Annotated in this window: 19 protein-coding genes; 7 read left to right on the top strand and 12 right to left on the bottom strand. The window is 71.6% G+C overall.

The window, feature by feature from the left end; all coding sequences use genetic code 11:
- Entirely contained in the window at positions 1 to 963 is a 963-nt protein-coding gene (locus tag WFJ36_RS01985; RefSeq protein ID WP_071328273.1) for a glycosyltransferase, read from the bottom strand.
- Positions 960 to 2,870, bottom strand: a complete 1,911-nt coding sequence (locus tag WFJ36_RS01990; RefSeq protein ID WP_071328274.1) for a glycosyltransferase — start codon at positions 2,868 to 2,870, stop codon at positions 960 to 962. The genes WFJ36_RS01985 and WFJ36_RS01990 overlap by 4 nt, the downstream gene beginning before the upstream one ends.
- A gap of 146 nt (positions 2,871 to 3,016) precedes the next feature.
- Here WFJ36_RS01990 and galE point away from each other — a divergent pair, with 146 nt between their 5' ends.
- Positions 3,017 to 4,006 carry a UDP-glucose 4-epimerase GalE gene (galE, locus tag WFJ36_RS01995; protein WP_071328275.1) on the top strand — a complete coding sequence of 330 codons (990 nt, stop codon included), beginning with the start codon at positions 3,017 to 3,019 and terminating at the stop codon, positions 4,004 to 4,006.
- A 10-nt stretch (positions 4,007 to 4,016) separates the two neighbouring features.
- On the opposite strand, the gene WFJ36_RS02000 is transcribed toward galE, so the two are convergent.
- A complete protein-coding gene (locus WFJ36_RS02000; protein WP_071328276.1) occupies positions 4,017 to 5,315 on the bottom strand; it encodes an O-antigen ligase family protein in 1,299 nt (432 codons plus the stop codon).
- Positions 5,312 to 6,727, bottom strand: coding sequence for an O-antigen ligase family protein (locus tag WFJ36_RS02005; protein WP_071328277.1), 1,416 nt, complete (start codon positions 6,725 to 6,727; stop codon positions 5,312 to 5,314). Before WFJ36_RS02005 ends, WFJ36_RS02000 begins: the two co-directional genes overlap by 4 nt.
- Positions 6,728 to 6,795: 68 nt before the next feature.
- Here WFJ36_RS02005 and manA point away from each other — a divergent pair, with 68 nt between their 5' ends.
- The 4 genes from manA (at position 6,796) to WFJ36_RS02025 (ending at position 12,896) form a co-directional block, all read left to right on the top strand.
- Positions 6,796 to 7,923 (top strand): mannose-6-phosphate isomerase, class I, encoded by a 1,128-nt coding sequence (manA, locus tag WFJ36_RS02010; protein WP_336642541.1) that lies wholly within the window; start codon positions 6,796 to 6,798, stop codon positions 7,921 to 7,923.
- 161 nt (positions 7,924 to 8,084) lie between these two features.
- On the top strand, positions 8,085 to 8,402 hold the full coding sequence (locus tag WFJ36_RS02015; protein ID WP_060921730.1) for a WhiB family transcriptional regulator: 318 nt from the start codon (positions 8,085 to 8,087) through the stop codon (positions 8,400 to 8,402).
- 82 nt (positions 8,403 to 8,484) lie between these two features.
- The gene (locus tag WFJ36_RS02020; RefSeq protein ID WP_336642542.1) at positions 8,485 to 11,517 is read left to right on the top strand and encodes a glycosyltransferase; all 3,033 of its coding nucleotides are present in this window, start codon (positions 8,485 to 8,487) and stop codon (positions 11,515 to 11,517) included.
- Complete coding sequence (locus WFJ36_RS02025; protein WP_336642543.1) at positions 11,514 to 12,896, top strand: DUF5719 family protein; 1,383 nt, start codon at positions 11,514 to 11,516, stop codon at positions 12,894 to 12,896. Before WFJ36_RS02020 ends, WFJ36_RS02025 begins: the two co-directional genes overlap by 4 nt.
- A 9-nt stretch (positions 12,897 to 12,905) precedes the next feature.
- Here the strand turns inward: WFJ36_RS02025 and WFJ36_RS02030 are convergent, their stop codons facing one another.
- Entirely contained in the window at positions 12,906 to 13,331 is a 426-nt protein-coding gene (locus tag WFJ36_RS02030) for a hypothetical protein (protein ID WP_240742964.1), read from the bottom strand.
- Between the two features lie 77 nt (positions 13,332 to 13,408).
- Here WFJ36_RS02030 and WFJ36_RS02035 point away from each other — a divergent pair, with 77 nt between their 5' ends.
- Positions 13,409 to 13,615 (top strand): DUF3499 family protein, encoded by a 207-nt coding sequence (locus WFJ36_RS02035; RefSeq protein WP_025103036.1) that lies wholly within the window; start codon positions 13,409 to 13,411, stop codon positions 13,613 to 13,615.
- 29 nt (positions 13,616 to 13,644) lie between these two features.
- On the opposite strand, the gene WFJ36_RS02040 is transcribed toward WFJ36_RS02035, so the two are convergent.
- Positions 13,645 to 14,454 (bottom strand): RDD family protein, encoded by an 810-nt coding sequence (locus WFJ36_RS02040; RefSeq protein ID WP_071328280.1) that lies wholly within the window; start codon positions 14,452 to 14,454, stop codon positions 13,645 to 13,647.
- Between the two features lie 16 nt (positions 14,455 to 14,470).
- Between WFJ36_RS02040 and WFJ36_RS02045 the strand changes: the two genes are divergently transcribed.
- Complete coding sequence (locus tag WFJ36_RS02045) at positions 14,471 to 15,463, top strand: stage II sporulation protein M (protein ID WP_336642544.1); 993 nt, start codon at positions 14,471 to 14,473, stop codon at positions 15,461 to 15,463.
- A 16-nt stretch (positions 15,464 to 15,479) separates the two neighbouring features.
- Here WFJ36_RS02045 and WFJ36_RS02050 read toward each other — a convergent pair whose 3' ends face one another.
- From WFJ36_RS02050 to WFJ36_RS02075, 6 genes are all read right to left on the bottom strand, one after another.
- Positions 15,480 to 16,787, bottom strand: coding sequence for a DUF58 domain-containing protein (locus tag WFJ36_RS02050; protein WP_071328282.1), 1,308 nt, complete (start codon positions 16,785 to 16,787; stop codon positions 15,480 to 15,482).
- Positions 16,788 to 17,711: an AAA family ATPase gene (locus WFJ36_RS02055; RefSeq protein WP_256209416.1), complete on the bottom strand. Its 924-nt coding sequence runs from the start codon at positions 17,709 to 17,711 to the stop codon at positions 16,788 to 16,790.
- A 97-nt stretch (positions 17,712 to 17,808) separates the two neighbouring features.
- On the bottom strand, positions 17,809 to 18,993 hold the full coding sequence (locus tag WFJ36_RS02060) for a DUF4350 domain-containing protein (protein ID WP_071328284.1): 1,185 nt from the start codon (positions 18,991 to 18,993) through the stop codon (positions 17,809 to 17,811).
- Positions 18,990 to 19,631 carry a DUF4129 domain-containing protein gene (locus WFJ36_RS02065; protein ID WP_071328729.1) on the bottom strand — a complete coding sequence of 214 codons (642 nt, stop codon included), beginning with the start codon at positions 19,629 to 19,631 and terminating at the stop codon, positions 18,990 to 18,992. Before WFJ36_RS02065 ends, WFJ36_RS02060 begins: the two co-directional genes overlap by 4 nt.
- Positions 19,628 to 20,443: a glycerophosphoryl diester phosphodiesterase membrane domain-containing protein gene (locus tag WFJ36_RS02070; RefSeq protein ID WP_336642545.1), complete on the bottom strand. Its 816-nt coding sequence runs from the start codon at positions 20,441 to 20,443 to the stop codon at positions 19,628 to 19,630. Before WFJ36_RS02070 ends, WFJ36_RS02065 begins: the two co-directional genes overlap by 4 nt.
- Positions 20,440 to 20,973, bottom strand: coding sequence for a hypothetical protein (locus WFJ36_RS02075; protein ID WP_336642546.1), 534 nt, complete (start codon positions 20,971 to 20,973; stop codon positions 20,440 to 20,442). The genes WFJ36_RS02070 and WFJ36_RS02075 overlap by 4 nt, the downstream gene beginning before the upstream one ends.
- Between the last annotated feature and the right edge of the window lie 63 nt (positions 20,974 to 21,036).

Raw genomic sequence — 21,036 nt, forward strand, 5'->3', positions numbered from 1 at the left:
TCAGGCCTCCAGGGGGCTCATCGGCTCCCAGGTGCGATCGCGACCGATGCGGCCACCGTCCCTGAGCCCGCGGAACAGGTTGCTCGTGCCGCGGACGGTGCGCTCGACGAAGACGAGCCGGATCAGCTCCTTGAAGAACGTCGCGGTCGTCCCGAGGCCGAACAGCACGGGGTTGTAGACGCCGTGCACGCGGTAGTACTGCTTGATGAAGGCTCGGTTGCGCATGATGTAGTAGCGGTAGGCGTTGCTCGAGGCGTTCATGTGCCGGATGCCCATGTCCCACTGCCGGATCTCGCGCGTGCGGCGCAGCACGAACTCGTCGACGATGACCGCGGTGGTCAGGCGAGACGCCAGCCACCCGTACATCTGGTCGTCCCAGTAGATGAAGAAGCGCGGGTCGGGGAGGCCGATCTGCTGCACGATCGAGCGGTGGATGAACATGCCCTCGAAGCAGCCGCTGTTCATCTCCTTGTACCCCGAGGAGTCGAAACCCGCCGGGGCGAACGGGATCGGGATGCCCATGCGCTCCGCGATGCGGTACTGCCAGTAGAACTCGCTGCCGTCGTAGTCGTAGCGCCGTCCCTGGATGCTCTTGAATCGCGGCGCCCAGGCGCCCATCCGGGCGAGACCGTCCGGGAGCACCTCGACGTCGTCGTCCATCATCCAGATCCACTGGGCGCCGAGATCGTACGCCGTGCGCATGCCCTCGCTGAAACCGCCGGAGCCACCGGTGTTGACGTCGAGACGGCGATAGACGAGGTCGGTTCCGATGTCGTCTCGGAAGGACTCGACGACGTCGGTCGTATCGTCCGAGGAGGCGTTGTCGATCACGATCACGTGGCCCGGCTTCGGGTCCATCGCGGTGATGCTGGTGAGCAGGCCGGTCAGCAGATGCGAGCGGTTGTACGTGACGATGACGATCGCGGCGGAGGAGGGATCGAAGGGACGGGCGTCGGCGGTCATGCCTTCTCCTCGAAGACCTGCTGCCAGGATTCGGCGGAGACCAGGTCCGGCAGAGCGGCGCGGTACTGGCGCTGGAGCTCCGGCCACCGTCGTCGCAGCTCGGCGTGCAGGCGCACGGACTCGCGCAGCATGCGGCGGTACTTGGCGCGGTCGCGCGTGTAGATGTTCTTCCCGGAACCGTCGGCGGCGCTCACGAGAGCGCTGTCATACAGCGGGAGGCGCCACCAGTGCGCGTCGCCCTTGCCGAACTCCACCTCGGGCTGAGCGATGTTCGCGGGGTCAGGGCGGTGCACCCAGTGCGAGAGGAGCGTCTTCAGGGTGAAGATCCGCAGTCGCACGCCGGTCGGGCTGTCGAACTCGTTCTTCGGCAGCCGCTTGTAGACCTGGCGGCCGCGGCGGGAATGGAGCACCCGGGCAGGGTCGCGATGGATCACCGTCTCCGGGTACTCGGCGGCCAGGGCGCGTGCGGCCGGCATCGCCGTGCCTAGGTTTCGGCGCATATGGTCGGGTCCGGAGAGCACGTCGCGCAGAGCCCGGTTGCGCAGCGCCACCGGGTAGTACTGCATCATCATGAGATGCTTCAGGTCCACGCGGCGGCTGTGCACGATGAGGCGGCCGCCCCGGGGTGCTCCGGAATGCAGGAGCCCGGCGACGATCCGGTTGCGGGCGTGGAAGTAGGCCTGCCAGTCGATCGAGTCGTCCTTGTTCACCCAGGAGACGTGCCAGAGCGCCACACCGGGCATCGACACGGTCGGGAAGCCCGCCTCGCCGGCACGGAGGCAGAATTCCGCGTCGTCCCACTTGATGAACGCAGGGAGCGACAGTCCCACCGTGCGGACCGCGTCGAGCGGGATGAGGCACATCCACCACCCGTTGTAGTCGGCGTCCATCCGCATGTGCAGCAGCGGCGACTGGCGCAGATTGGCGACACCGAAGTCGTGCGGCATCTTCTCCTGGTAGAGGTTGCGCCACATGAAGGGGCCCTCGTCGACGACCTCCGCCCAGCCGTGCAGCTTGGGGCGGTCGAGGAGGTCGAACATGTGTCCGCCGACGAGCACGGGCGTGGTGGCGAACTGACCGAAGACGATGGAGCGTCGCAGCGACTCCGGCTCGATGCGGACGTCGTCGTCCAGCAGCTGCACGAAGTCGCTCTCGGGGCGCTGCAGGGACTCGTGCATCGCACGGGCGAAGCCGCCCGATCCGCCGAGGTTGCCCTGGCGGATGACCTGCAGGGTCTCACCCAGACGCTCGGCGACCTCGGCGTAACCGTCCTGGTCCGCGACGAGCTGCGTGCCCTGGTCGACGAGGAAGATGCGGTCGACGAACTCCAGCGCATCCGGAGAGGAGGCGAGCGCCCTCAGGGTCTCGACGCAGTAGTCGGGCTTGTTGTAGGTCGTGATCCCGAGAGAGGCCTTCCCGGTGCGGGCGGGGGACTGCTCGGTGGTCCACTCCGCGCCCTCGAGCACGGCCGGCTTCTCATCGGCGACGATGTCGAACCAGATCCAGCCGCCGTCGCTGTACTGGGTGAGGTCGAGGTCGAACGAGGTCGTGGCCTCGCCGGTCACCTCACGCGTGGCCACGCGCTGGCGCACACCGCCGCCGTTGGAGCGGTAGACGAGGATGGTCGCCGGCCCCGTGGTCCGTACGGTGAGCTGCACCTCGCGGACGCTCGTCCAATGCTGCCAGTACGACGCGGGGAACGCGTTGAAGTAGGTTCCGAGGGAGACACGCCGACCGGCCACGATCCGGGCGCGGTGCCGTCCCAGGATGTTGCCGAGATGCGCGCGACTGGAGACCCGGACCGGTTCCTCCTCGATCACGGACCACGTCTCCGGGTCTGCGTACAGCGGGAGCAGATCGGGGTCGCGATCGAGCGGGAAGACGACGTTCTGAAGGACGTGGGCCACAGGGAGGTTCTCCGTTGTTGATGCCGCGGCCGCTGCCGGAGGGCAGCGCGGGACTCGACGAGCAGTGAGTAGCCTACCGGTGGTCGCCTTCGGATCTGCGGAGAGCCGATCCCCTGCGCTCGGCGTGGCTGGCTAGACTGACCGCGATGAAGGTACTGATCACCGGCGGGGCCGGCTACATCGGATCGACCGTGGCGACGGCGTGCATCGAGGCCGGGATCCAGGTCGTGGTGCTCGACGATCTGTCCACCGGGCTGGCGGCTTTCGGTGAGGGACGCAACCTCTACGTCGGCGACATCGCCGACGCCGACGTCCTCGACCGGCTGCTGGCGGACCACCCTGACATCGATGCCGTCGTGCACTGCGCCGCCCGGATCGTCGTGCCGGAGTCCGTCGCCGATCCGCTCGGCTACTACGACAGCAACGTCGGCAAGACGATCACTCTGCTGCGACGCCTGCGCGACGCCGGCATCGCGCGCATCGTCTTCAGCTCGTCTGCCTCGATCTACGCGGGGGAGACCGGCGACGGCGTGGATGAGGGCGGCCGCCTCGCCCCCTCCAGCCCCTACGCGGCGACGAAGGCCATGGTCGAGCAGATCCTCGCCGACGCCGCAGCAGCCGGCGACTTCCGCGCCATCGCGCTCCGCTACTTCAACCCGATCGGTGCCGACCCGAAGCTGCGGACCGGACTGCAGAATCCCACGCCGTCGCATGCGCTCGGCAAGATCATGCAGGCGCGGGCGGCGGGGGAGCCGTTCCAGATCACCGGCACCGACTGGGCGACCCGCGACGGATCGGGCCTGCGGGACTACATCCACGTCTGGGACCTCGCGCTCGCGCACGTCGCGGCGGTGGCCCGGTTCGACGATGTCGCGACGCCGGAGCAGCCGTATCAGGTGATCAACCTGGGCACCGGCGACGGCGTCACGGTCCGCGAGCTGGTTCAGGCCTTCGAGAGGGTGACCGGGGACCCGCTGCCCGTCGTCGAGACCGATCGCCGACCCGGGGACCAGGCCGGCGCCTTCGCGATCGTGGAGCGGGCGCGCGAGGTGCTGGGGTGGCGCGCGGAGCGCTCCGTCGACGACGGCGTCCGCGACGCCCTCGCCTGGGCGGAGAAGCTCCCCACCGTCCGCTGACGGCGCGCCGTCACTCCTGCGGGCGCAGAGTGGGGATGGCGCCGGTATGCGCGGCGTCGATGTTCTCGCGCCACGAGCGGGACTGCCCGGCGCGCAGGGCGCACAGGGCGAGCATGAACCACCCCGCGCCGACGAGTGTGAAGCTCTCGAACATCGAGTCCACCGCGAGAGTCACGAGCGTGATGGGCGTCCAGGCGTACACGACGGAGCGGCGGACGCTCGCGACCAGCCAGGAGCGGATCAGCGCGATGCCGCCGAGCAGGAGGAACAGCACCAACCCCGCCGCGCCGAGCTGCAGCAGCACGTCGAAGAAGGCGTTTAGCGCGCTCTGATGCCGGTCGTCGAGCTGGAAGTTGATGAACGTGAACGGATACTCTCCTCGGGCCCAGTCGCCGAACCAGCCCCATCCGGTGATGGGCTTGACGGCCACGAAGTCGAGGATCATGTTCCACAGCTCGGCCCGCATGGAGAAGTCGGATCCGGCGTCGAGCAGCGCGATGATCTGGTGACGCAGGGCGAATGCGACGGTGAGTGCGAGGGCGACCAGGACGCCCAACGTCCATTGCACGAGGTTCCGACGGGCCGGGGCGGTATGGCGGACGATGGTGAGCGCGACCGTGACGATTCCGACGGCGACGGCCAGCACGAGCACCGTCGGCGAGGACGACAGGAAGGCCAGCCCGCCGGCGAGGGCGACGGAGACCACCGCGAGAGGCGGATCGACGGATTGGGTGCGCCACTCGATCACGAAGGTGATCAGGGCGAGCACGGCGATGAAGCCGAGCATGTTCCGGCTGCCGAACAGTCCCTGGACCGGGCCGCCGGAGGCGAGATTGCCCTGGATATCCAGGAAGGCGAACGGGAGGTCGAGGAGCACGCCCGAGAGGATCTCCACGCCGAGGGAGATCCCGAGCAGGACGCGGAGGGTGTCGCCCAGCGCGCGGACGGTCTGCAGCGTGTCGCGGATGTGTCCGATGGTGATCGCGAGGAATGCGTAGCCGAAGAGCGAGAGCCAGCCCAGGATCGTGTCGGAGCGGTCGGTCGTCCACACCAGGCTCACGAGAGCCCAGGCGAGGAAGGCCAGCAGCGAGGACGGCGCGATGCGCAGCGGGGACAGCTCCTCTCTCCGCACCCAGAGGATCGCGGCGCCGAGCAGGCACAGGGCCGTGATGATGGTGGCGAGGGTGACGGCCGACGTCATCCGTCCGATCGCGAACGAGCCGAACACGGCGGTCAGTGCCGCCAGCGTGAACGCCCGCGCCATCTCCGCCGAGCCGAGGAGCCGGGCGAGCGGGTGTGCCACCGTCACGGCACCCGCCGCGGCGTCGCGCCGCGTTCGAAGACGAGATCCCGCTCGCCGACGCCTACCAGTGGCACCGACTTGAGCTTGAACGACAGCATCACCAGGAGCAGCCACCCCCACAGCATGATGGGGGTCGACTCGGTGAGCCCCTGCACCAGCAGCACGACGGTGAACAGGCTGGGCAGCAGCGTGAGCGGGGAGTAGGGGCGCCGCGCGTCGAGGTCCCACCGCGGGCGGTCGACGGCGAAGAACCAGGAGCGCCACAGGAGGCTGGCGTAGGCCACGGCCATCAGCACGAGGCCGACGATGCCGAGCTGCAGCAGCACGTCCAACCACATGTTGTGGGCGTGGAACACGGTGATCCCATGGTCGACGATCCAGCCGTCGAAAGCCGGGTCCGTGGGCACCCACGGGCTGGAGAAGCCGTTGCCGATGACGGGGTGCTCGCCGACCCGTTCGAGGACCGCCGCCCAGATCTTGTCGGAGCGGCCGGTGAGGTCGGCGCTGCGGCCGAGGAGGCCGAGGAGGGGCTCGCGCAGCAGCCACACGGCGAGAACGCCGAGGACGGTGGAGCCGATCGCGACGACGTAGATCCGGGTGCGCGCGGTGGGCGAGGCCGCTCGACGCATCAGCAGGGCGACGACGAGGACCACGGCGGCCGCGGCGGCGCACACGAGCGCAGTCGCCGACGCGGTGCGGACGAGGAAGTATGCCGCGAGGAGCATCCACAGCGCGAGCGTGGTCCGCCAGCGGGCTCGCGCGGCGAAGAGCACGCCGAAGGTGATCAGCGCGAACAGCGACACGATGCCGAGCAGGTTCGCGTTGCCCAGGATGCCCTGGATGCGTCCGCCGTCGAAGAGGTTGTCGCGGACCCAGTACCACTGGGGGTCGATCTTCCCGTCGGGGATGTCCGCGAAGTTCGGCAGCAGGGGACCGTGGAGGACCAGCGACACCCACAGCTCGAGGGCGAGGGAGAGGCCGAGGATCCATTTGAAGGCCGACGACAGGGCGCGCACGATCTCATGCCAGGTCAGCACGTGTGCGATGAACAGACCGTTCACCGTGACGGCCGCCAGGAGCACACCCGTGGCGACGGTGGGGACGCGCCACTGCGACCAGGCGACCGAGAGGAGGGCGAGTGCCGTGTAGCCCATGGCCGCCCACGGCAGCCGACGCCAGCGGAATGACTGCGGGCGCTTCCTGGCGAGCATCGGGACGCCGATCGCGAGGGTGGCCGCGCTAAAGAGGGCGAGCACGATCGCGGCCCCGATCTCGCCGACGAGGTTGTACACCGCCGAATGCGCGAAGGCCACGAAAAGGACGGCGATGACGTATCCGCGTAGCAGGAGATGCCCCGTGGACTCGCGCTCGGGCGCGGTGGGCGGGGCTGCCACCGGGTGCTTGGTGTACTGGGCCATCGCGACTCAGGCTACCTCGACGGGCCCGGATCCGACCTGTCCGTCGCGCCGGGCTCTACGCTGGGGGCATGCTGCGCAGCCTCACCAACGTGCCCCGCGACTACGCCTGGGGATCGTCCTCCCTCCTCGCCGAGCTCGAAGGCCGCACCCCGGCGGGCGTGCCGGAGGCCGAGGTGTGGTTCGGCGATCACCCGGGCGATCCCGCCGACCTCGCGGACGGCGGGACGCTGGACGAGGTGACCGGGGGCACGCTGCCGTACCTGCTGAAGCTCCTCGCCGCCGCGCGGCCGTTGTCGATCCAGGTGCACCCGACCAGGGAGCAGGCGCAGGAGGGGTGGGCACGGGAGAGCTCGCTGCCGCTGGACGACCCGCGGCGGAACTACCGCGACGCCAATCACAAGCCGGAGCTGATCGTCGCCCTGAGCGATCGCTTCGAGTCGCTCAGCGGCCTGCGTCCGGTCGCGGACACCCTGCGACTTCTCGACTCCCTCGACGACGTCCCCGGGGTTCGCTCCCTGCGGGAGCGGCTCTCGGGCGAGGGCGACCCCCTCCGGGGCGCGATCGGCTGGCTGCTCGGAGGGCAGGCGCAGGGCGACGTCGACGAGATCATCTCTGCCGTCGTCAGCGCCGCCTCCGGTGACGCAGGGGAGCGGGAGCCGGCTCTGCGGGCGGTGGCCGCGATCGCCGAGGCCTCGCCGGGCGACCCGGGGGTCGTCGTCGCCCTGCTCATGAACCACGTGGTGCTGCGCCGCGGCGAAGGCGTCTTCCTGCGGGCGGGACTCCTGCACGCCTACCTCTCCGGCCTCGGCGTGGAGATCATGGCGGCGAGCGACAACGTGCTCCGCGGTGGTCTGACCCCCAAGCGCATCGATGTCCCCGAGCTGCTCGCCGTGCTGGACACCACCCCCGGCGAGGTGCCGGTGCTGCGGCCGACGGCCGACGAGGCCGTGACGACGTACTCCGTGCCCGTCCCGGATTTCGCGCTCCAGCGGGTCCGGCTCGATGACGCTCCGGTGACCCTGGACGTCTCCGGCCCGACGATGGTACTGGCCACGGCCGGGGCCGTCCACGTGACCGCGGAGTCCGGCGTCGAGACCGTCGTCCCGGTCGGCACGGTGGCGTTCGCCGACGCCGACGAGCGCTCTCTCATGCTCTCCGGTGCGGGCGAGGCCTTCGTCGCGACCCCCGGCCGCTGAGGCGTCGTCCTCGGGTCGGCGACACGCCGAGCGACGTCCAAGAACCTTCAAGAATCGCTTGAGGGTTTACGATCCGCGACTTGACCGGAGGGAATGACACGGGTGTAATTAGGTGAGCACGGCCCGCCAGGGGGGCGGTTTCTGAAGGGTTGGAGGTCGAGATGACGGGTTACCGTTCCGATGTGCCGGAGAACTGGTTCGTCGATCCGGTCAACCTCGGTGTCCCCGGGGTCCGCCGGTCCGACCAGGATGACGACAACGCCCTCGCCTGGCAGAGCGATGCGCTCTGCTCGCAGACCGACCCTGAGGCGTTCTTCCCGGAGAAGGGCGGCTCGACGCGGGACGCCAAGCGCATCTGCACGGCGTGCGACGTCCGTGGCGAGTGCCTCGAGTACGCGCTGGCCAACGACGAGCGCTTCGGCATCTGGGGCGGTCTCTCCGAGCGCGAGCGGCGCAAGCTCAAGCGTCGCGCCAGCTGACCAGACTTCGCGGCGCGGCTTCCCGGGCGCGCCGGGAGCGGTGCGCATCCCCGCGTGACGCCCCGCATAGGCTGACCACGTCATGCCAGCCCGAGTTCATGCCCTCATCGTCGCGCGCCCCGGCCCCTCCGCCCGCGCCCAGCTCCTCCGCACGCTCGACGCGGTGCGCGCGCAGACGCTCCCGCCCGCGGCCGTCACGCTGATCATCTGCGGCGACGCCACCACCGCACGGGAGAGCGAAGCTGTCGCCGCCACCGTCGAGGGCATCATCGAGGCGCGCGCGTCGACCTCCTTCGCCGAGGCCCTCGATCTGGCGCGCCCCCGCGTCCTCGACGGATCGGCGATCTGGATCCTCGCGCAGGACACCGCCCCGCACCCGCGTGCGCTGGAGCGCCTCACGGGCATGCTGGAGCGCTCGCCGTCCGCCGCGATCATCGCGCCGAAACTCGTCGCCACCGACAATGAGCGCGAGATCGTCTCCTTGGGTGTGAGCATGACCACGTTCGGCCGCTCGGTCGAGCTGGCGGCCGGGGAGTTGGACCAGGGCCAGCACGACCGGATGGACGACGCCCTCGGCGCCGACATCCGCGGCCTGCTCATCCGCGGCGAGGTGCGCGAGGCGTTGCGCCCCGATCCCGCCCTCGGCGGTGCCGACGAGGGTCTCGACCTCGGCGTGCGCGCGCGGCTCGGAGGCGGCCGTGTCGTCCTCGCTCCGGCTGCGCGGGTCTCCGCCGCGCCGGACGGCCCTGCGGCGCTTCCGACGGGACGAGCACGCCGCGCCTTCGTCACCCGCCTCGCACAGTTGCACCGCCGCCTCGCCTATGCGCCTGCCGCCGCCGTGCCGCTGCACTGGCTGACGTTCCTGCCACTCGCACTGTGGCGTTCCCTCACCCATCTCATCGGCAAGCGGCCGGAGGCCGTGTTCCCGGAGTGGGGGGCGGCTCTCCTCGCGATGGTCCGTTTCGGCGCCGTCGCCCGATCGCGCGCCCGGATCCGTTCGTTCCGTTCCTCCAGCTGGGCGAGCATCGCCCCGCTGCGCGTCACCCCCGCACAACTGCGTCGTCGGCTCGACGACGGGCACGGCAGCGAGCACGGTGCCGTCAGCGAGCTCCGCTTCTTCTCCGGGGGCGGAGCCTGGGCGGTGCTGGCCGCGCTGGTGGTGAGCATCGCCTCCTTCACGAGTCTCCTGGCGTGGCCGGCGCTGGGAGGCGGTGGCCTCCTGCCCTTGCGTGAGACCGTGGGCGCGTTGTGGCAGGACGCGGCATGGGGTCTGCGCGGGGTCGGTGTCGATCTCGTCGGACCGGCCGACCCGTTCGCCGCGATCATCGCCGTCCTGGGGTCGCTGTGGCCGGGCGCGCCGTCCTTCGCGATGGTGCTGCTGTGGATCCTCGCGCTGCCGCTCGCCGTCCTCGGCGGATGGTTCGCCGCGACTCGGGTCACCGATCGGGCCGGACTGCGCATCTTCGCCGGCATCGCGTGGGCGCTCGCGCCGACCTTCCTCACCGCGCTCGTGGACGGGCGTCCTTCTGCCGTGCTCGTCCACCTGCTGCTCCCATGGCTGTTCCATTCGGCGGTGGTCGCCCACCGCTCCTGGGGCGCGGCGGGCAGTGCGTCCCTGCTCCTGGCGGCGGTCGTCGCCTGTGCGCCGGTCCTGGCTCCGGCCCTCGCGCTGCTGTGGGTCGTGGCTCTGGGGATCGTGCTCGGCACGGCGCAGTTCCGAGGGGCGGGCCGCCTGCTCTGGCTTCCCCTGCCCACCGCGGTGCTGTTCGCTCCCCTGATCTTCTGGCAGCTCGCCCACGGCACCGCGCTCGGTCTGCTCGCCGATCCCGGCCTGACGTGGCTCGGGCCGCAGGCGTCGGCTGACGCCGCCGGACGCCTGGCGATCGCCGGGGGCTTCCCGACGAGCGATCTGGCGGGCTGGGCGAGCGTCGTCCCCGGAACCTGGGCAGCGCTGCTGTGCGCACCGCTCGCGCTGCTCGCGCTGGGGTCAGCCGTCTCCCCTCGATGGCGGGCGGGCATCACCCTGCTGGTCGTCGCGCTCAGCGGACTCGCGACCGCCTTTCTCGCCGTCGGGATCAGCGTCGCCGCCGCGGGGAGCGCTCCGGTGCCGATCTGGCCCGGCACCGGTCTGAGCCTCGCCTGGATCGGCGTCGTGGGTGCCGCGACGATCACGCTCGACACGGCGATCACGCTGCCGCGCCTGCGCGTCGCCGCCACAGGGGTGGCCGCCCTCGCTCTCGTGGTGTGCGCCGTCCCCGCTCTCACCGCCTTCCACACCGACCGCTCCGCACTGACGAACGGCCCCGAATCCACCCTTCCCGCCTATGTGCGAGCCCAGGCGGCCGGGGATCGGCCGATCTCCACTCTCATCCTCACGCCGCAGAACGACGGCGGTCTCGCTGTCGACGTGGTGCACGGTCCCAGCGAGACCCTCGGCTCGCAGACGACGATGCTCTCGACGGCGGTCGAACCGCAGGGGACCGACATCGCGACTCTCGCCGTCGACCTCATCTCCGCCCGCGACTTCGACGCGCCGGCGGAACTGCTCGCGCAGGGGATCAGCTACGTCCTCCTCGCGGAGGCGCCGGGTGAGGGGGATCGCGCACGCACACTGCGCACGGCGTCCGTCGCCGCGATCGACCAACGGGCCGGCCTCGTGCAGGCAGGGTCGACGGATCGAGGAGTCCTCTGGCGTCTCGAGGGCGAGCCGGCGGCGCCGGCGTCGCTGAGCGCGACCCAGGAGGGCACGGCCCGGATCGTCGTGACGGTGCAGCTCCTGGTCCTGCTCGCCGCGCTGCTCCTGTCCATCCCGACGCGCGCGTCGCGTCGGGCGGCGCGGGCGCAGTCGCGGATCGTCGGCAGGGCGCCGGAGGAGCCGCTGGTGCTCCCGCGCCATGCGGAGGACACCGTGCCAGACGCAGCCGACGTGCCGCCGGTCGGCGCCGTCGAGGATCCGCAGGACGAGCCCGCGCTGGCCGACGAGGCGCTCGCCCCGATCGCCGACGCCCAGCCGACCGACGAAGACCATGACGACGTGCCGGACGGCGATCCCACCGACACCCCTGCGTCCGTCGAGAGCCGAGGAAGCACCGGCACCGAGGAGGACCACCGATGACCGGCAACCGTGCGTTCCGCGTCGCCGCGACCAGTGCGCGCGTCGTCACTGGAGTCGTGGTCGCCGCGGCCTGTGTGCTGGGCGTCGCGACCGCCGTGCACGCCCCTTGGCCGACCGTGACGCACGAGCCGGCACAGCAGCAGGTGACTCCGCTCCCCGGGGACAGCGTCCTGGTGTGCGCGGGCGATTTCCACGCTCTCGGTCGCAACACGGCCGCCCCGTCGGAGATGCGCCGGGCGGCGACTCCTGAACTCACGACAGGGGGCACGAGCGGTGTCCCGTCGCAGGCGGGGCTCGCCGTCCCGGATCTGGTGGACGGGCAGGAGGTGCCCGTGCTCACCGGTGCCGTCGAGGGACGCACGGCGCCGCTCATCGCGGGAGCCGAGTCGTCCACCCTGGCCGCGGACGACCTCGCCGGTTTCGCGGCTTCGCCCTGCGGCATCCCGCGGCTGGAGTCGTGGCTCGTCGGAGGGTCGGTGGGCACCGGAGCCGAGGACGTGGTCCTCCTCGCCAACGCGTCCGACGTCCCCGCGACCGTGACCCTCGCGGTCTACGGATCGGCGCGTGGCGGTCGTACCGTCATCGTCCCGCCGCGCACGCAGACGGCGCTGCCGCTGACCTCCGTCGCCGCAGGGAACGACATCCCCGTCGTCAAGGTGAGCGCGGTCGGGGCACCGGTCCGCGCCGTCCTGCAGTCCGCGCTGATGCAGGTGCTCGACCCGGTGGGGGCCGACCAGCAGGAAGCGGTGCCCGGGCCTCAGCAGCGCGTCGTGCTCCCGGGCGTGCAGGCGTTCGCCGCGACGGGGGACCAGGGGGACATGACGGTGCTGCGACTGCTTGCTCCCGGCGCGGACGCGCTCGCCCAGGTCCGTGTGACCGCCGAGGGCGGCGGCCCCGGTCTGGACGAGTTCACGGTGCCGCTGACCGCGGACGAGCCGGCCCAGGTCTCGCTCAGCGGACTCGAGCCCGGGACGTACACCGTGGAGATCGAGGCCGACGCCCCGGTCATCGCGGGAGTCCGTCAGCAGGACGGCTTCGGAGCGGATTCCGACTTCGCGTGGGTCACCCCCGCCCCCGAGATCGATGCGGAGGTCGCGTTCGCGGTGCCGTCCGGTCCGTCTCCGCGACTGCAACTGGCCAACACGTCTGACGAGGACACCACCGTCTCGCTCTCGTCCGTCGACGGCGGCTCGCCGCAGGAGATCGTCATCCCGGCGGGGGAGACCCGTGGCCTCGATGTCGCCGCGGAGACGACCTACCTGCTCCGGCCCTCGGGCGAGGTGCACGCCGCCGTCGCGATGACCGCGCCCGGCGCCGTCGCCGTGCTCCCGGTCCCACCGTCCCCTGGTGTCGAGACGTCGATCACCGTCTACCCCTGACGAGCCGGATCAGTGGTCGTGGCCCAGATCCCACGGCTCCCGGCCCACGTACTCGGCCGCCGCGCGGAAGACAGCGCTCTCGATCGCCATCCGTCGATGCGCGGCGTCGTCGTGACCGGGCGGAAGAAGGCGTTCGATGGGGATGCGGAAGAGGACGATCCTCCGCTGCTCACGGTCGAGATGCCAGCGCGGCACCTCGCCGTCGGCGTCGTATGACGGCAGCGCACCGATCTCGAACCGGACGTCCTGGAGCTCCGGCCACGTCCCGCGGAGGAACTCGACCGCGGTGCCGACGGTGAGATCGAAGCGATCGATGCGCCCGTCCAACGGGGCGAGCGGAGGCTTGACGACCTCGCTGCGCCCGAGGCGGCCGTGTCGGCCGTGCCTGGCACCGCGGCGAGCGGTGGAGGCGGGGACGGAACGGCGACGGGGCATGTCGAAAGTCTAGGCGCAGCGGCCACTTCCGGCGCGGCACCGCCGCCGCGGTCGGATGGAGTCGTACGCTGACGGAGATGGACGGACGACTGTGCTCGAAGGTCGGCTGCGCGCGCGAGGCCGTGGCCACCCTCACGTATGACTACGGCGACCAGATGGCTGCGCTCGGCCCGCTCGGCGCGGCGAACGATCCGCAGGCGCACGACCTCTGCGCGCCGCACGCCGACCGGCTCTCGGTCCCCGCGGGATGGCTCGTCGTCCGCCACGAGGCGCTGCGCGCATGAGCGTCGACCGGCCCTGACCGGCGAGGCCGTCAGACGCTCAGACGACGACCGGTCAGGCGCTCCGCGCGCCGGTCCGCGTTGGCGAGCGCGCGGCGTTCGCGCTCGCGCCGGAGAACGGTGACACCGACCAGGACGAGCTCGGGTGGCGCAGCCGGCAGCGGGGAGATGAAGGGCGCGGCCTCGGCGAGCAGATCACGGGCCACTCGCTCCCGTGCAGCCGGGAGCATGCGAGGAGCGCTCACCAGGAACTGCGAGATGCGCCGGGCGAGTCGGTCCGGAAGGCGCGCCACATCGGCCACCTGCGCCCACGCCGTCAGCTGCGGAGGCAGCACCGGCGCGAGCGTGACCAGCTTCGGAGTGCGCACCCGCTGGCTGTACGTGCCGGCGACGAGGTCGCCGAGGCGCTGGGATCGTGCGGTGAAGGCGCCGACGAGCACGGCAAGGCCGCCGAAGGTGAGGTAGATCTCGAGGACGCCGAGGAGCGCGCGGATGAACGCGTGGCGGAATCCGGCCGCTCCGCCGTCCATCCGCACGATCCTCCCGCCGATGGCCAGCTTTCCGAGGCTGCGTCCCTTGAGCGCCACCTCCATCGTGATCGGCAGGACGACGAAGCTGAGGACGAGGGAGGCCACGAGGGCGATGCGGTCCGTGGCCGGGTCGAGCACGCCGATGTCGAGGAGCCAGATGCGCAGGAGGATCGATCCGATGAAGACGGCATAGCCGAGCAGCATGTCGATGACGGCGCCGGCCGCCCGAAGGAGGAACCCCACGGGCTGGACGTCGATCGCGACCGCCTCCCCGGAGAGCACCTCGTCGGAGACGTCGATCTGCGCGGACATGAGTACAGTAAATCAGGTGGATGCCGATGCCCTCACCGATGCGCGCCGGTCCGAATGGGAACGGCTGGACACCCTCAGCCGCGCCCGTCTGGACGGTGCCGGGGTGGACGAGCTCATCGTGCGGTACCGCGCCGCCTCGGCCGACCTCGCGGAGCTGAAGACCTCCGTCGGGGAGTCGCCGCAGGGCGCCTACCTCTCCACGATCCTTGTGCGCGCGCGGCTCCGGCTCACGGGTGCCGCCGACAGCATCCTCACGCAGACGTCGCGGTTCTTCCGGCTCCAACTGCCCGCAGCCCTGTACCGGCTGCGGTGGACGACCCTCGTCATCGCCCTCGCCTTCGTGGCCGTCGCCGTCGGCACCGCGGCCTGGATCGCGAGCGACCCCGCCCTGGTGGCCACGCTCGGGCCGCCCGACACTCTTCAGCAGTACGCTGACGAGAGCTTCACCGGGTACTACACGGAGAACCCCGCCGCCGTGTTCATGGGCATGGTCTGGACGAACAACGCCTGGATCGCGATGCAGTGCGTGCTGTTCGGCGTGACCGGGATCTGGCCCGTCTACATGCTCGTGCAGAACGCCATGGGTCTCGGCACCTCCGGAGCGGTGATGGCCGTCCATGACAAGGCCGACCTCATGGTCCTGTACATCCTTCCGCACGGCATGCTCGAGATGACGTGCATCTTCGTCGCTGCGGCCGCGGGTCTGCACATGTTCTGGGCCTGGGTCGCCCCGGGCCATCGCACCCGCGGCGAGGCGCTCGCGGAGGAGGGCAGGGCACTGGCCACCGTCGCCCTCGGTCTGGTGTTCGCGCTCTTCCTCTCCGGACTCGTCGAGGGTTTCGTGACCGGATGGGCCCTGCCCTGGCCGGTCAAGATCGGCATCGGTGCCGCGGCCCTCGCGGTCTTCCTCATCTACATGCTCGTGATCGGCCGACGCGCCTCTCGTCGCGGCGAGACCGGTGATCTCGTGGAGTACGAGTCCGGTACGCCGCGGCTCGTCGCCGGGTGAGGGTCGGCGTCCGCGGTCAGAGCCGCCCCGCCGCCTTGAGCTCGAGGTAGCGGTCGGCGATCCGCGGCGGAAGGTCTTCGGGATCCGCGGCGATGGCCTCGCCACCGGCCCGACGGATCGCGTCGGCGACGTTCTCGGCGTCCCGCAGCGTGCGCTCGGCGGCGGCGGCGAGGTAGACGTCCTCCCTGGACCGCCTGGCGCGGGCGAGCGCGGCGATGCCGTCGTCCGTCACCGAGCCGACCAGCACCGTCATGGCCCGCGAGGCGTCGGGGAATGCGCCGAGGAAGCCGCGAGCCGATTCGGCGGCGTCCTGCGCCGTGAGGACGACGAGGAGGGAAGGGCGCGTGGTCAGCGTACGCACCGCTGCGAAGGCCGCATGCCAATCCGTGTCCACGAGTCGGGCGTGCACCGGAGCCATCGCATCGGTGAGCGCGGGCAGGAGCGCGGCGCCGTCCACTCCGGTCACCCGTGCCCGGGCGACCCTGTCGTGCATGAGGAGGTGGACGTGATCCCCCGCCCGTGCGGCGAGCGCCGACAGCAGGAGCGCCGCCTCCAACGCCGCATCGAGCCGCGTGCCGTCACCGACCCTGGCGGCAGCCGTTCGGCCGGTGTCGACGATGAGGACCACATGCCGGTCCCGCTCGGGACGCCAGGTGCGGAGCATCGTCGTCCCCGCCCGCGCCGTCGCCCGCCAGTCGATCGAGCGGACGTCGTCCCCGCGGACGTACTCGCGCAGCGAGTCGAACTCGGTGCCCTGGCCGCGGACCTGGATGCTCGTGTTGCCGTCGAGCTCGCGCAGGCGCGCCAACCGGGAGGGCAGATGCTTGCGCGAGGTGAAGGCCGGGAGCACGCGGATCGCGCCGCGGACGGGGTGCTGCGCCTGTCGGCCCGCGAGCCCCAGTGGCCCGCGGGACCGGAGCACGACGAAGGCACTGACGAGCTCGCCCCGGCGCCGCGGACGCAGGGGGATGTCCACCCGCCGTCGTTCGCCGGGCGGGATGCGCAGGTGCTGCCGCTCGGACGGCGCTCCCGCGGTGGGCTGCCAGGCGTCGCGGAGGAGGACGTCGAGCAGCCGGGCCCCGCGGTTCTCCACCGCCACGCTCACCGGGATCAGCTCGCCGAGGCGCGCGCGCGACGGGACCCGACGGGTGACGGTCGCCGCGCGCGGGTCGCCTGCGAAGACGAGATCGACGCCGACGAGGAGGGCGCAGAGACCGATCCACCCGCCCAGGACGGCGTAGGGCGGGAAGCCCGCCAGTCCGGCGAGGACCAGCGGCACGATGCCGACGGCGAGGGCGACGGCGAGACGGCCCGTGACGAACACCTAGATCGGCACCCGGGTCTGCTGGACCACCGACGTCAGCACGGCGTCCGCGGACACGCCCTCCATCTGGGCGTCGGGGCGGAGCTGGAGACGATGCCGCCACACCGGCACGAGCATCGTCTGGACGTGGTCGGGGGTCACGGCGGTGGAGGCGTTCAGCCACGCCCAGGCCTTCGCCGCGGCGAGGAGGCCGGTCGAGGCGCGGGGGCTGGCGCCGAGCTCCACGGACGGCGACTGCCGGGTCGCCCGGGCCAGATCGACCACATAGCCGAGGACGTCGTCGGTCACGTCCACCCGGGCTGCGGCGCGCTGGGCGGCGCGGATCTCGTCGGCGCCGATCACCGCCTCCACTCCCGTGAGGTCCCGCGGGGAGAAGCCCTGGGCGTGGCGTCGCAGCACGGACACCTCCGCGTCCCGCTCCGGCATGCCGACGACGAGCTTCATCAGGAAGCGGTCGAGCTGGGCCTCCGGCAGCGAGTACGTCCCCTCGTGCTCGATCGGGTTCTGCGTCGCGGCGACGAGGAAGGGATCGGGCAGCGCGCGGCTCACACCGTCCGCCGAGACCTGGCGTTCCTCCATCGCCTCCAGGAGCGCCGCCTGTGTCTTCGGCGGTGTGCGGTTGATCTCGTCCGCCAGCAGGATGTGGGTGAAGACCGGTCCGGCGCGGAAGTCGAACTCCCCGGTCCGGGCGTCATAGACGAGAGACCCTGTGACGTCCCCCGGCATCAGGTCGGGCGTGAACTGCACCCGCTTGGTGTCGAGGCCCAACGCGCGTGCGAACGAGCGCACGACGAGGGTCTTCGCCACCCCCGGCACCCCTTCCAGCAGCACGTGGCCCCGAGCCAGGAGCGATACGAGGAGGCCGGTGACGGTGCCGGCCTGGCCCACCACCGCTTTGTCGACCTCGGTGCGGACGCGGTGCATGGCCTGCCGCAGCGCGGCGTCGTCGGCGGGACTGTTCTCGTCGGTCACGGGGTCTCCTCGGCTTCGGTCGGGAAAGGGATGCGGGGTGGACGGGTGCTCATGCGGGGCTCCCCGGGGGCTGTGTGCTCGTCTCCACGGCTGTCTCCAGCTCGTCCAGGCGTCGGGCGAGGGCGACGAGCGCGGCGTCATCGCCGGGCGGTGGCCCCGCCAGAAGACTCTGCAGTGTGCCGCGGGGGATCCGGAGGCGATCGGCGGCGGCGTCGGCGATCTCGTCCGCGTCGGCGTGCACGGCCAGCCCGAGGCGTCGCGCGAGTCGTCTTCGGGCGCCTTCCCGGAGCGCTTCGGCGGCGTGCGCGGCGTCGGCGGCCCTGGCGGTGAGGCGGGCGCGTCCGTGCATGGTCTCCGACGCGCGCACGGTGACGGGGAGCGTCTCGGCGACGAGCGGACCGAATCGCCGGCCTCGGGCGATCGCGACGGCGAGGCCGGCGATGAGCAGCAGCAGGATCGCCGGCGTGACCCATTCGGGGGTGAGCGTGCCGAGGGTGTCGGGGGAGGCGGTCTCGATGTCGGTGTCCTCGAAGGACGGCACGTACCAGACGACCCGGTCGGTCTGCCCGAGCAGGGCGAGGGCGAGCGCGGCGTTGCCGTCTTCGGCGAGAGCCGCGTTGCTGAACAGCTTCACGCCCTCGACGACAGCGCGGTATCCGTTCCTCTCGTCGACGAGGACGGCGGCGGCGCCGTCTTCGCCGAAGCAGCCGGTGACGCCGTCGGCGGGGGCGAAGAGCCGATCGGGGCGGATATCGCCGATCTCGGCGAAGGCGGGCACGGCGCACCCGGCTGATCGCGGCGATGCCGAGCCGGAGGCGTTCTCTCCGATGGCGAGTTCGCTCAACAGGTGCGTTCCCGTGGAGAGGAAGACGACTCGGTCGGCCGGGGCGAGGAGATCCGCCAGCGCGTCGTCGGAGAGGGCGTAGGGATTGGTCAGGGCGAGGGTGCTGTCCGCGTCGAGAGCGGCGACAGCGGCGGCCCGGGAGCGGACGACCTCCACCTCGACCCCCTGATCCCGCAGGATCTCGGCCAGGGCGAGGGCGCCGGTTCCCGAGCGGCTCTCCGGATCGAGGGTGCCGCGCGCGCCGGGTCCGCTCGCCGCGAGCTGGGAGGCCGCGAGGGCGACCCCGATCACGAGTGCCGCGACGAGGAGCCATCCGAGGACGGAGGCGGTGCGACGCCGCGGACGCTCGGCGGTGCCGCCGGCGGCGAGGGCGGGTGCGGTCGTCGTCAAGCGGGCACCTCCTCGGGGCGGCGGGCACGGAGGCGTTCGTCGGTCGCAGCGAGGTGCCGGTAGTCGTCCTCGGTGGCCGGGTGCCGGAGATAGCGCACATCGTCGAAGCATGCAGCGGCGCGCCGGAGGGCGTCCGCCTCATCGGCGAACACCGCGCTCGCGGAGCGGGCGAGCGACTGCGCGGTCGCGCCGGGCGCCGGATCGATGAGGTCTCGTTCGAGCAGGTTGCGGGCGATCGCGCGATACCGGAGCACGACGGCGGTGTCCCAATCCTCCTGGCGTGCGCTGCGCTCGGCATCGGCGCGGAGCTGTGCGGCGCTGCGGTCGTCGGCGGCACCGAGTAGGTCGCCGGGCGCGCGCCGGATCGTCCGGGAGCGTCGGGGGCGTCCCCAGACGATCAGCGCGGTGATCAGGGCCGCGGCGATGAGGACCGTGACGACGATGAGCGCGGTGGGGCCGACGTTCGCCCCGTTGTCCCCGCTGAAGAGATCGGTGAGGAAGCGCATCACATCGCGGGCGAGCAGATCGAACCAGGTGGGCTTGGCGTCCGCGTACCGCGGGTTGGACAGCTCCTCCTCGGCCCAGCGTCGTGCTTCGTCCCCATCCGGGACGAAGACGTCGTCGAAGCGTCGCATCATGGCTGCGGGGTGCTGCCCGGAGCTGTCCATCCGCCGCCGGCCTCGGCGGGGGGTGAGGCCGGAGGCGCCGGTGCGGGCGGGGGCGGCGGGGCGAAGGCGGGGGGAGCGGGAGGCGCCGTCTGCACGCCGGGCGCGGGCGGTGGCGCGTACCCGGGGGGACCGTACGCCGGGGGACCGTACCCGGGGGTGCCGTACCCGGGGGTGCCGTACCCGGGGGCACCGTATGCCTGCGTCATCATGACGTGCTCCGGCACCTGGCGCGGCGGGGGAGCACTGGTGACGGCTCGCGAGGGATCGACCGCGAACGGATCGCCGAGCTGCTCCTCGGGGAGGCCGAGGTCGCGGCGCTCGACATGGGAGAGGAGGGCCTGGTCCAGACCCTCGTAGCGCATCCGGCAATCGAGGTAGACGAGCACGCCGCCGGTGCTCTGCACGACGATGGCGATCGCCTGCAGGATCAGCAGGAGCACCTGCGGGGCGAGGAGAGCGAAGACGTACCCGACGACCGCGCTCGGCTCACTGGCGCCGGTCGGCGCGATGACGGTGCCGAGGAACGAGGAGAGCATGGCGGTCGGGAAGCTGACCACCTGCATCGCGAGGCCCATGATCAGGCTGATGAGGAACGTGACGCCGAACGCGACCCAGAACCGGCCGCGGGTCAGGCGCCAGGACCGCACGAACGCCTCCCGGAAGCGCGCGCGCTCCAGCACGAGGATCGAGGGGACGAGCAGCAGCTTGGTCGACAGCCAGACCGTGAGCGGGATCGCTGCCAGGCCCAGGAGGACCACGACGAGCACGACGATGCCGATCATCTCGGGGTGCCGCCGAGGCCGCCGGCGATGAGCGCGCCGATGACCCCCGCGACGATCGCCAGGCCGCCGAAGAGGGCGACCACCGAGAGGGACGCGAACCCGGCGAGCCGCCAGAACGCCGGGAGCATGCGACGCCACAGCATGCGCAGTGTCGCCTTGACGCCGATCGTGGCGTAGCCGACCTCGGCGGCCACGACGCCCTGCATGAGAGCGGTGAACGCGATGGACGCGAGCCCGACGATGAGTCCGGCGAGGAGGTTGATGGCGATGGTGCCGGCGAACACGGCCTCGAAGTCGGGGGAGGAGGGCGAGACCGTCTCCAACCGGGAGAACGTCGTGAACAGGACGACGCCCATCACCCCGGCGGTGGCGATGACGACCACGAGCTGGATGACGACGGCGAACCCGAACAGGACCTTGGGATTGTGCCGCAGCGCCGCGAAGGCCTTGCCCAGCAGCATGCCGAAGGTCAGCGGGTGAAGGGGGATGATGCCCTTCCGGGGAGCTGGGGTCCACGTCTGGCCGCTCACGGGCCTCCCTCCGTCGTGCGCTCCCATCGTGTCATATCCTCGCGCTGAGGCGCAGACCTGCGG

Origin of the sequence: Microbacterium sp. MMO-113, assembly GCF_037148555.1 — a bacterium.
Lineage (GTDB): Bacteria > Actinomycetota > Actinomycetes > Actinomycetales > Microbacteriaceae > Microbacterium.

What these genes read in the sequence shown, in the direction of transcription:
- WFJ36_RS01985 (WP_071328273.1), bottom strand. Translation starts at nt 963, where the DNA reads ATGACCGCCGACGCCCGTCCCTTCGATCCCTCCTCCGCCGCGATCGTC.
- galE (WP_071328275.1), top strand. Translation starts at nt 3,017, where the DNA reads ATGAAGGTACTGATCACCGGCGGGGCCGGCTACATCGGATCGACCGTG.
- WFJ36_RS02005 (WP_071328277.1), bottom strand. Translation starts at nt 6,727, where the DNA reads ATGGCCCAGTACACCAAGCACCCGGTGGCAGCCCCGCCCACCGCGCCC.
- manA (WP_336642541.1), top strand. Translation starts at nt 6,796, where the DNA reads ATGCTGCGCAGCCTCACCAACGTGCCCCGCGACTACGCCTGGGGATCG.
- WFJ36_RS02015 (WP_060921730.1), top strand. Translation starts at nt 8,085, where the DNA reads ATGACGGGTTACCGTTCCGATGTGCCGGAGAACTGGTTCGTCGATCCG.
- WFJ36_RS02020 (WP_336642542.1), top strand. Translation starts at nt 8,485, where the DNA reads ATGCCAGCCCGAGTTCATGCCCTCATCGTCGCGCGCCCCGGCCCCTCC.
- WFJ36_RS02025 (WP_336642543.1), top strand. Translation starts at nt 11,514, where the DNA reads ATGACCGGCAACCGTGCGTTCCGCGTCGCCGCGACCAGTGCGCGCGTC.
- WFJ36_RS02030 (WP_240742964.1), bottom strand. Translation starts at nt 13,331, where the DNA reads ATGCCCCGTCGCCGTTCCGTCCCCGCCTCCACCGCTCGCCGCGGTGCC.
- WFJ36_RS02035 (WP_025103036.1), top strand. Translation starts at nt 13,409, where the DNA reads ATGGACGGACGACTGTGCTCGAAGGTCGGCTGCGCGCGCGAGGCCGTG.
- WFJ36_RS02040 (WP_071328280.1), bottom strand. Translation starts at nt 14,454, where the DNA reads ATGTCCGCGCAGATCGACGTCTCCGACGAGGTGCTCTCCGGGGAGGCG.
- WFJ36_RS02055 (WP_256209416.1), bottom strand. Translation starts at nt 17,711, where the DNA reads ATGCACCGCGTCCGCACCGAGGTCGACAAAGCGGTGGTGGGCCAGGCC.
- WFJ36_RS02065 (WP_071328729.1), bottom strand. Translation starts at nt 19,631, where the DNA reads ATGATGCGACGCTTCGACGACGTCTTCGTCCCGGATGGGGACGAAGCA.
- WFJ36_RS02070 (WP_336642545.1), bottom strand. Translation starts at nt 20,443, where the DNA reads ATGATCGGCATCGTCGTGCTCGTCGTGGTCCTCCTGGGCCTGGCAGCG.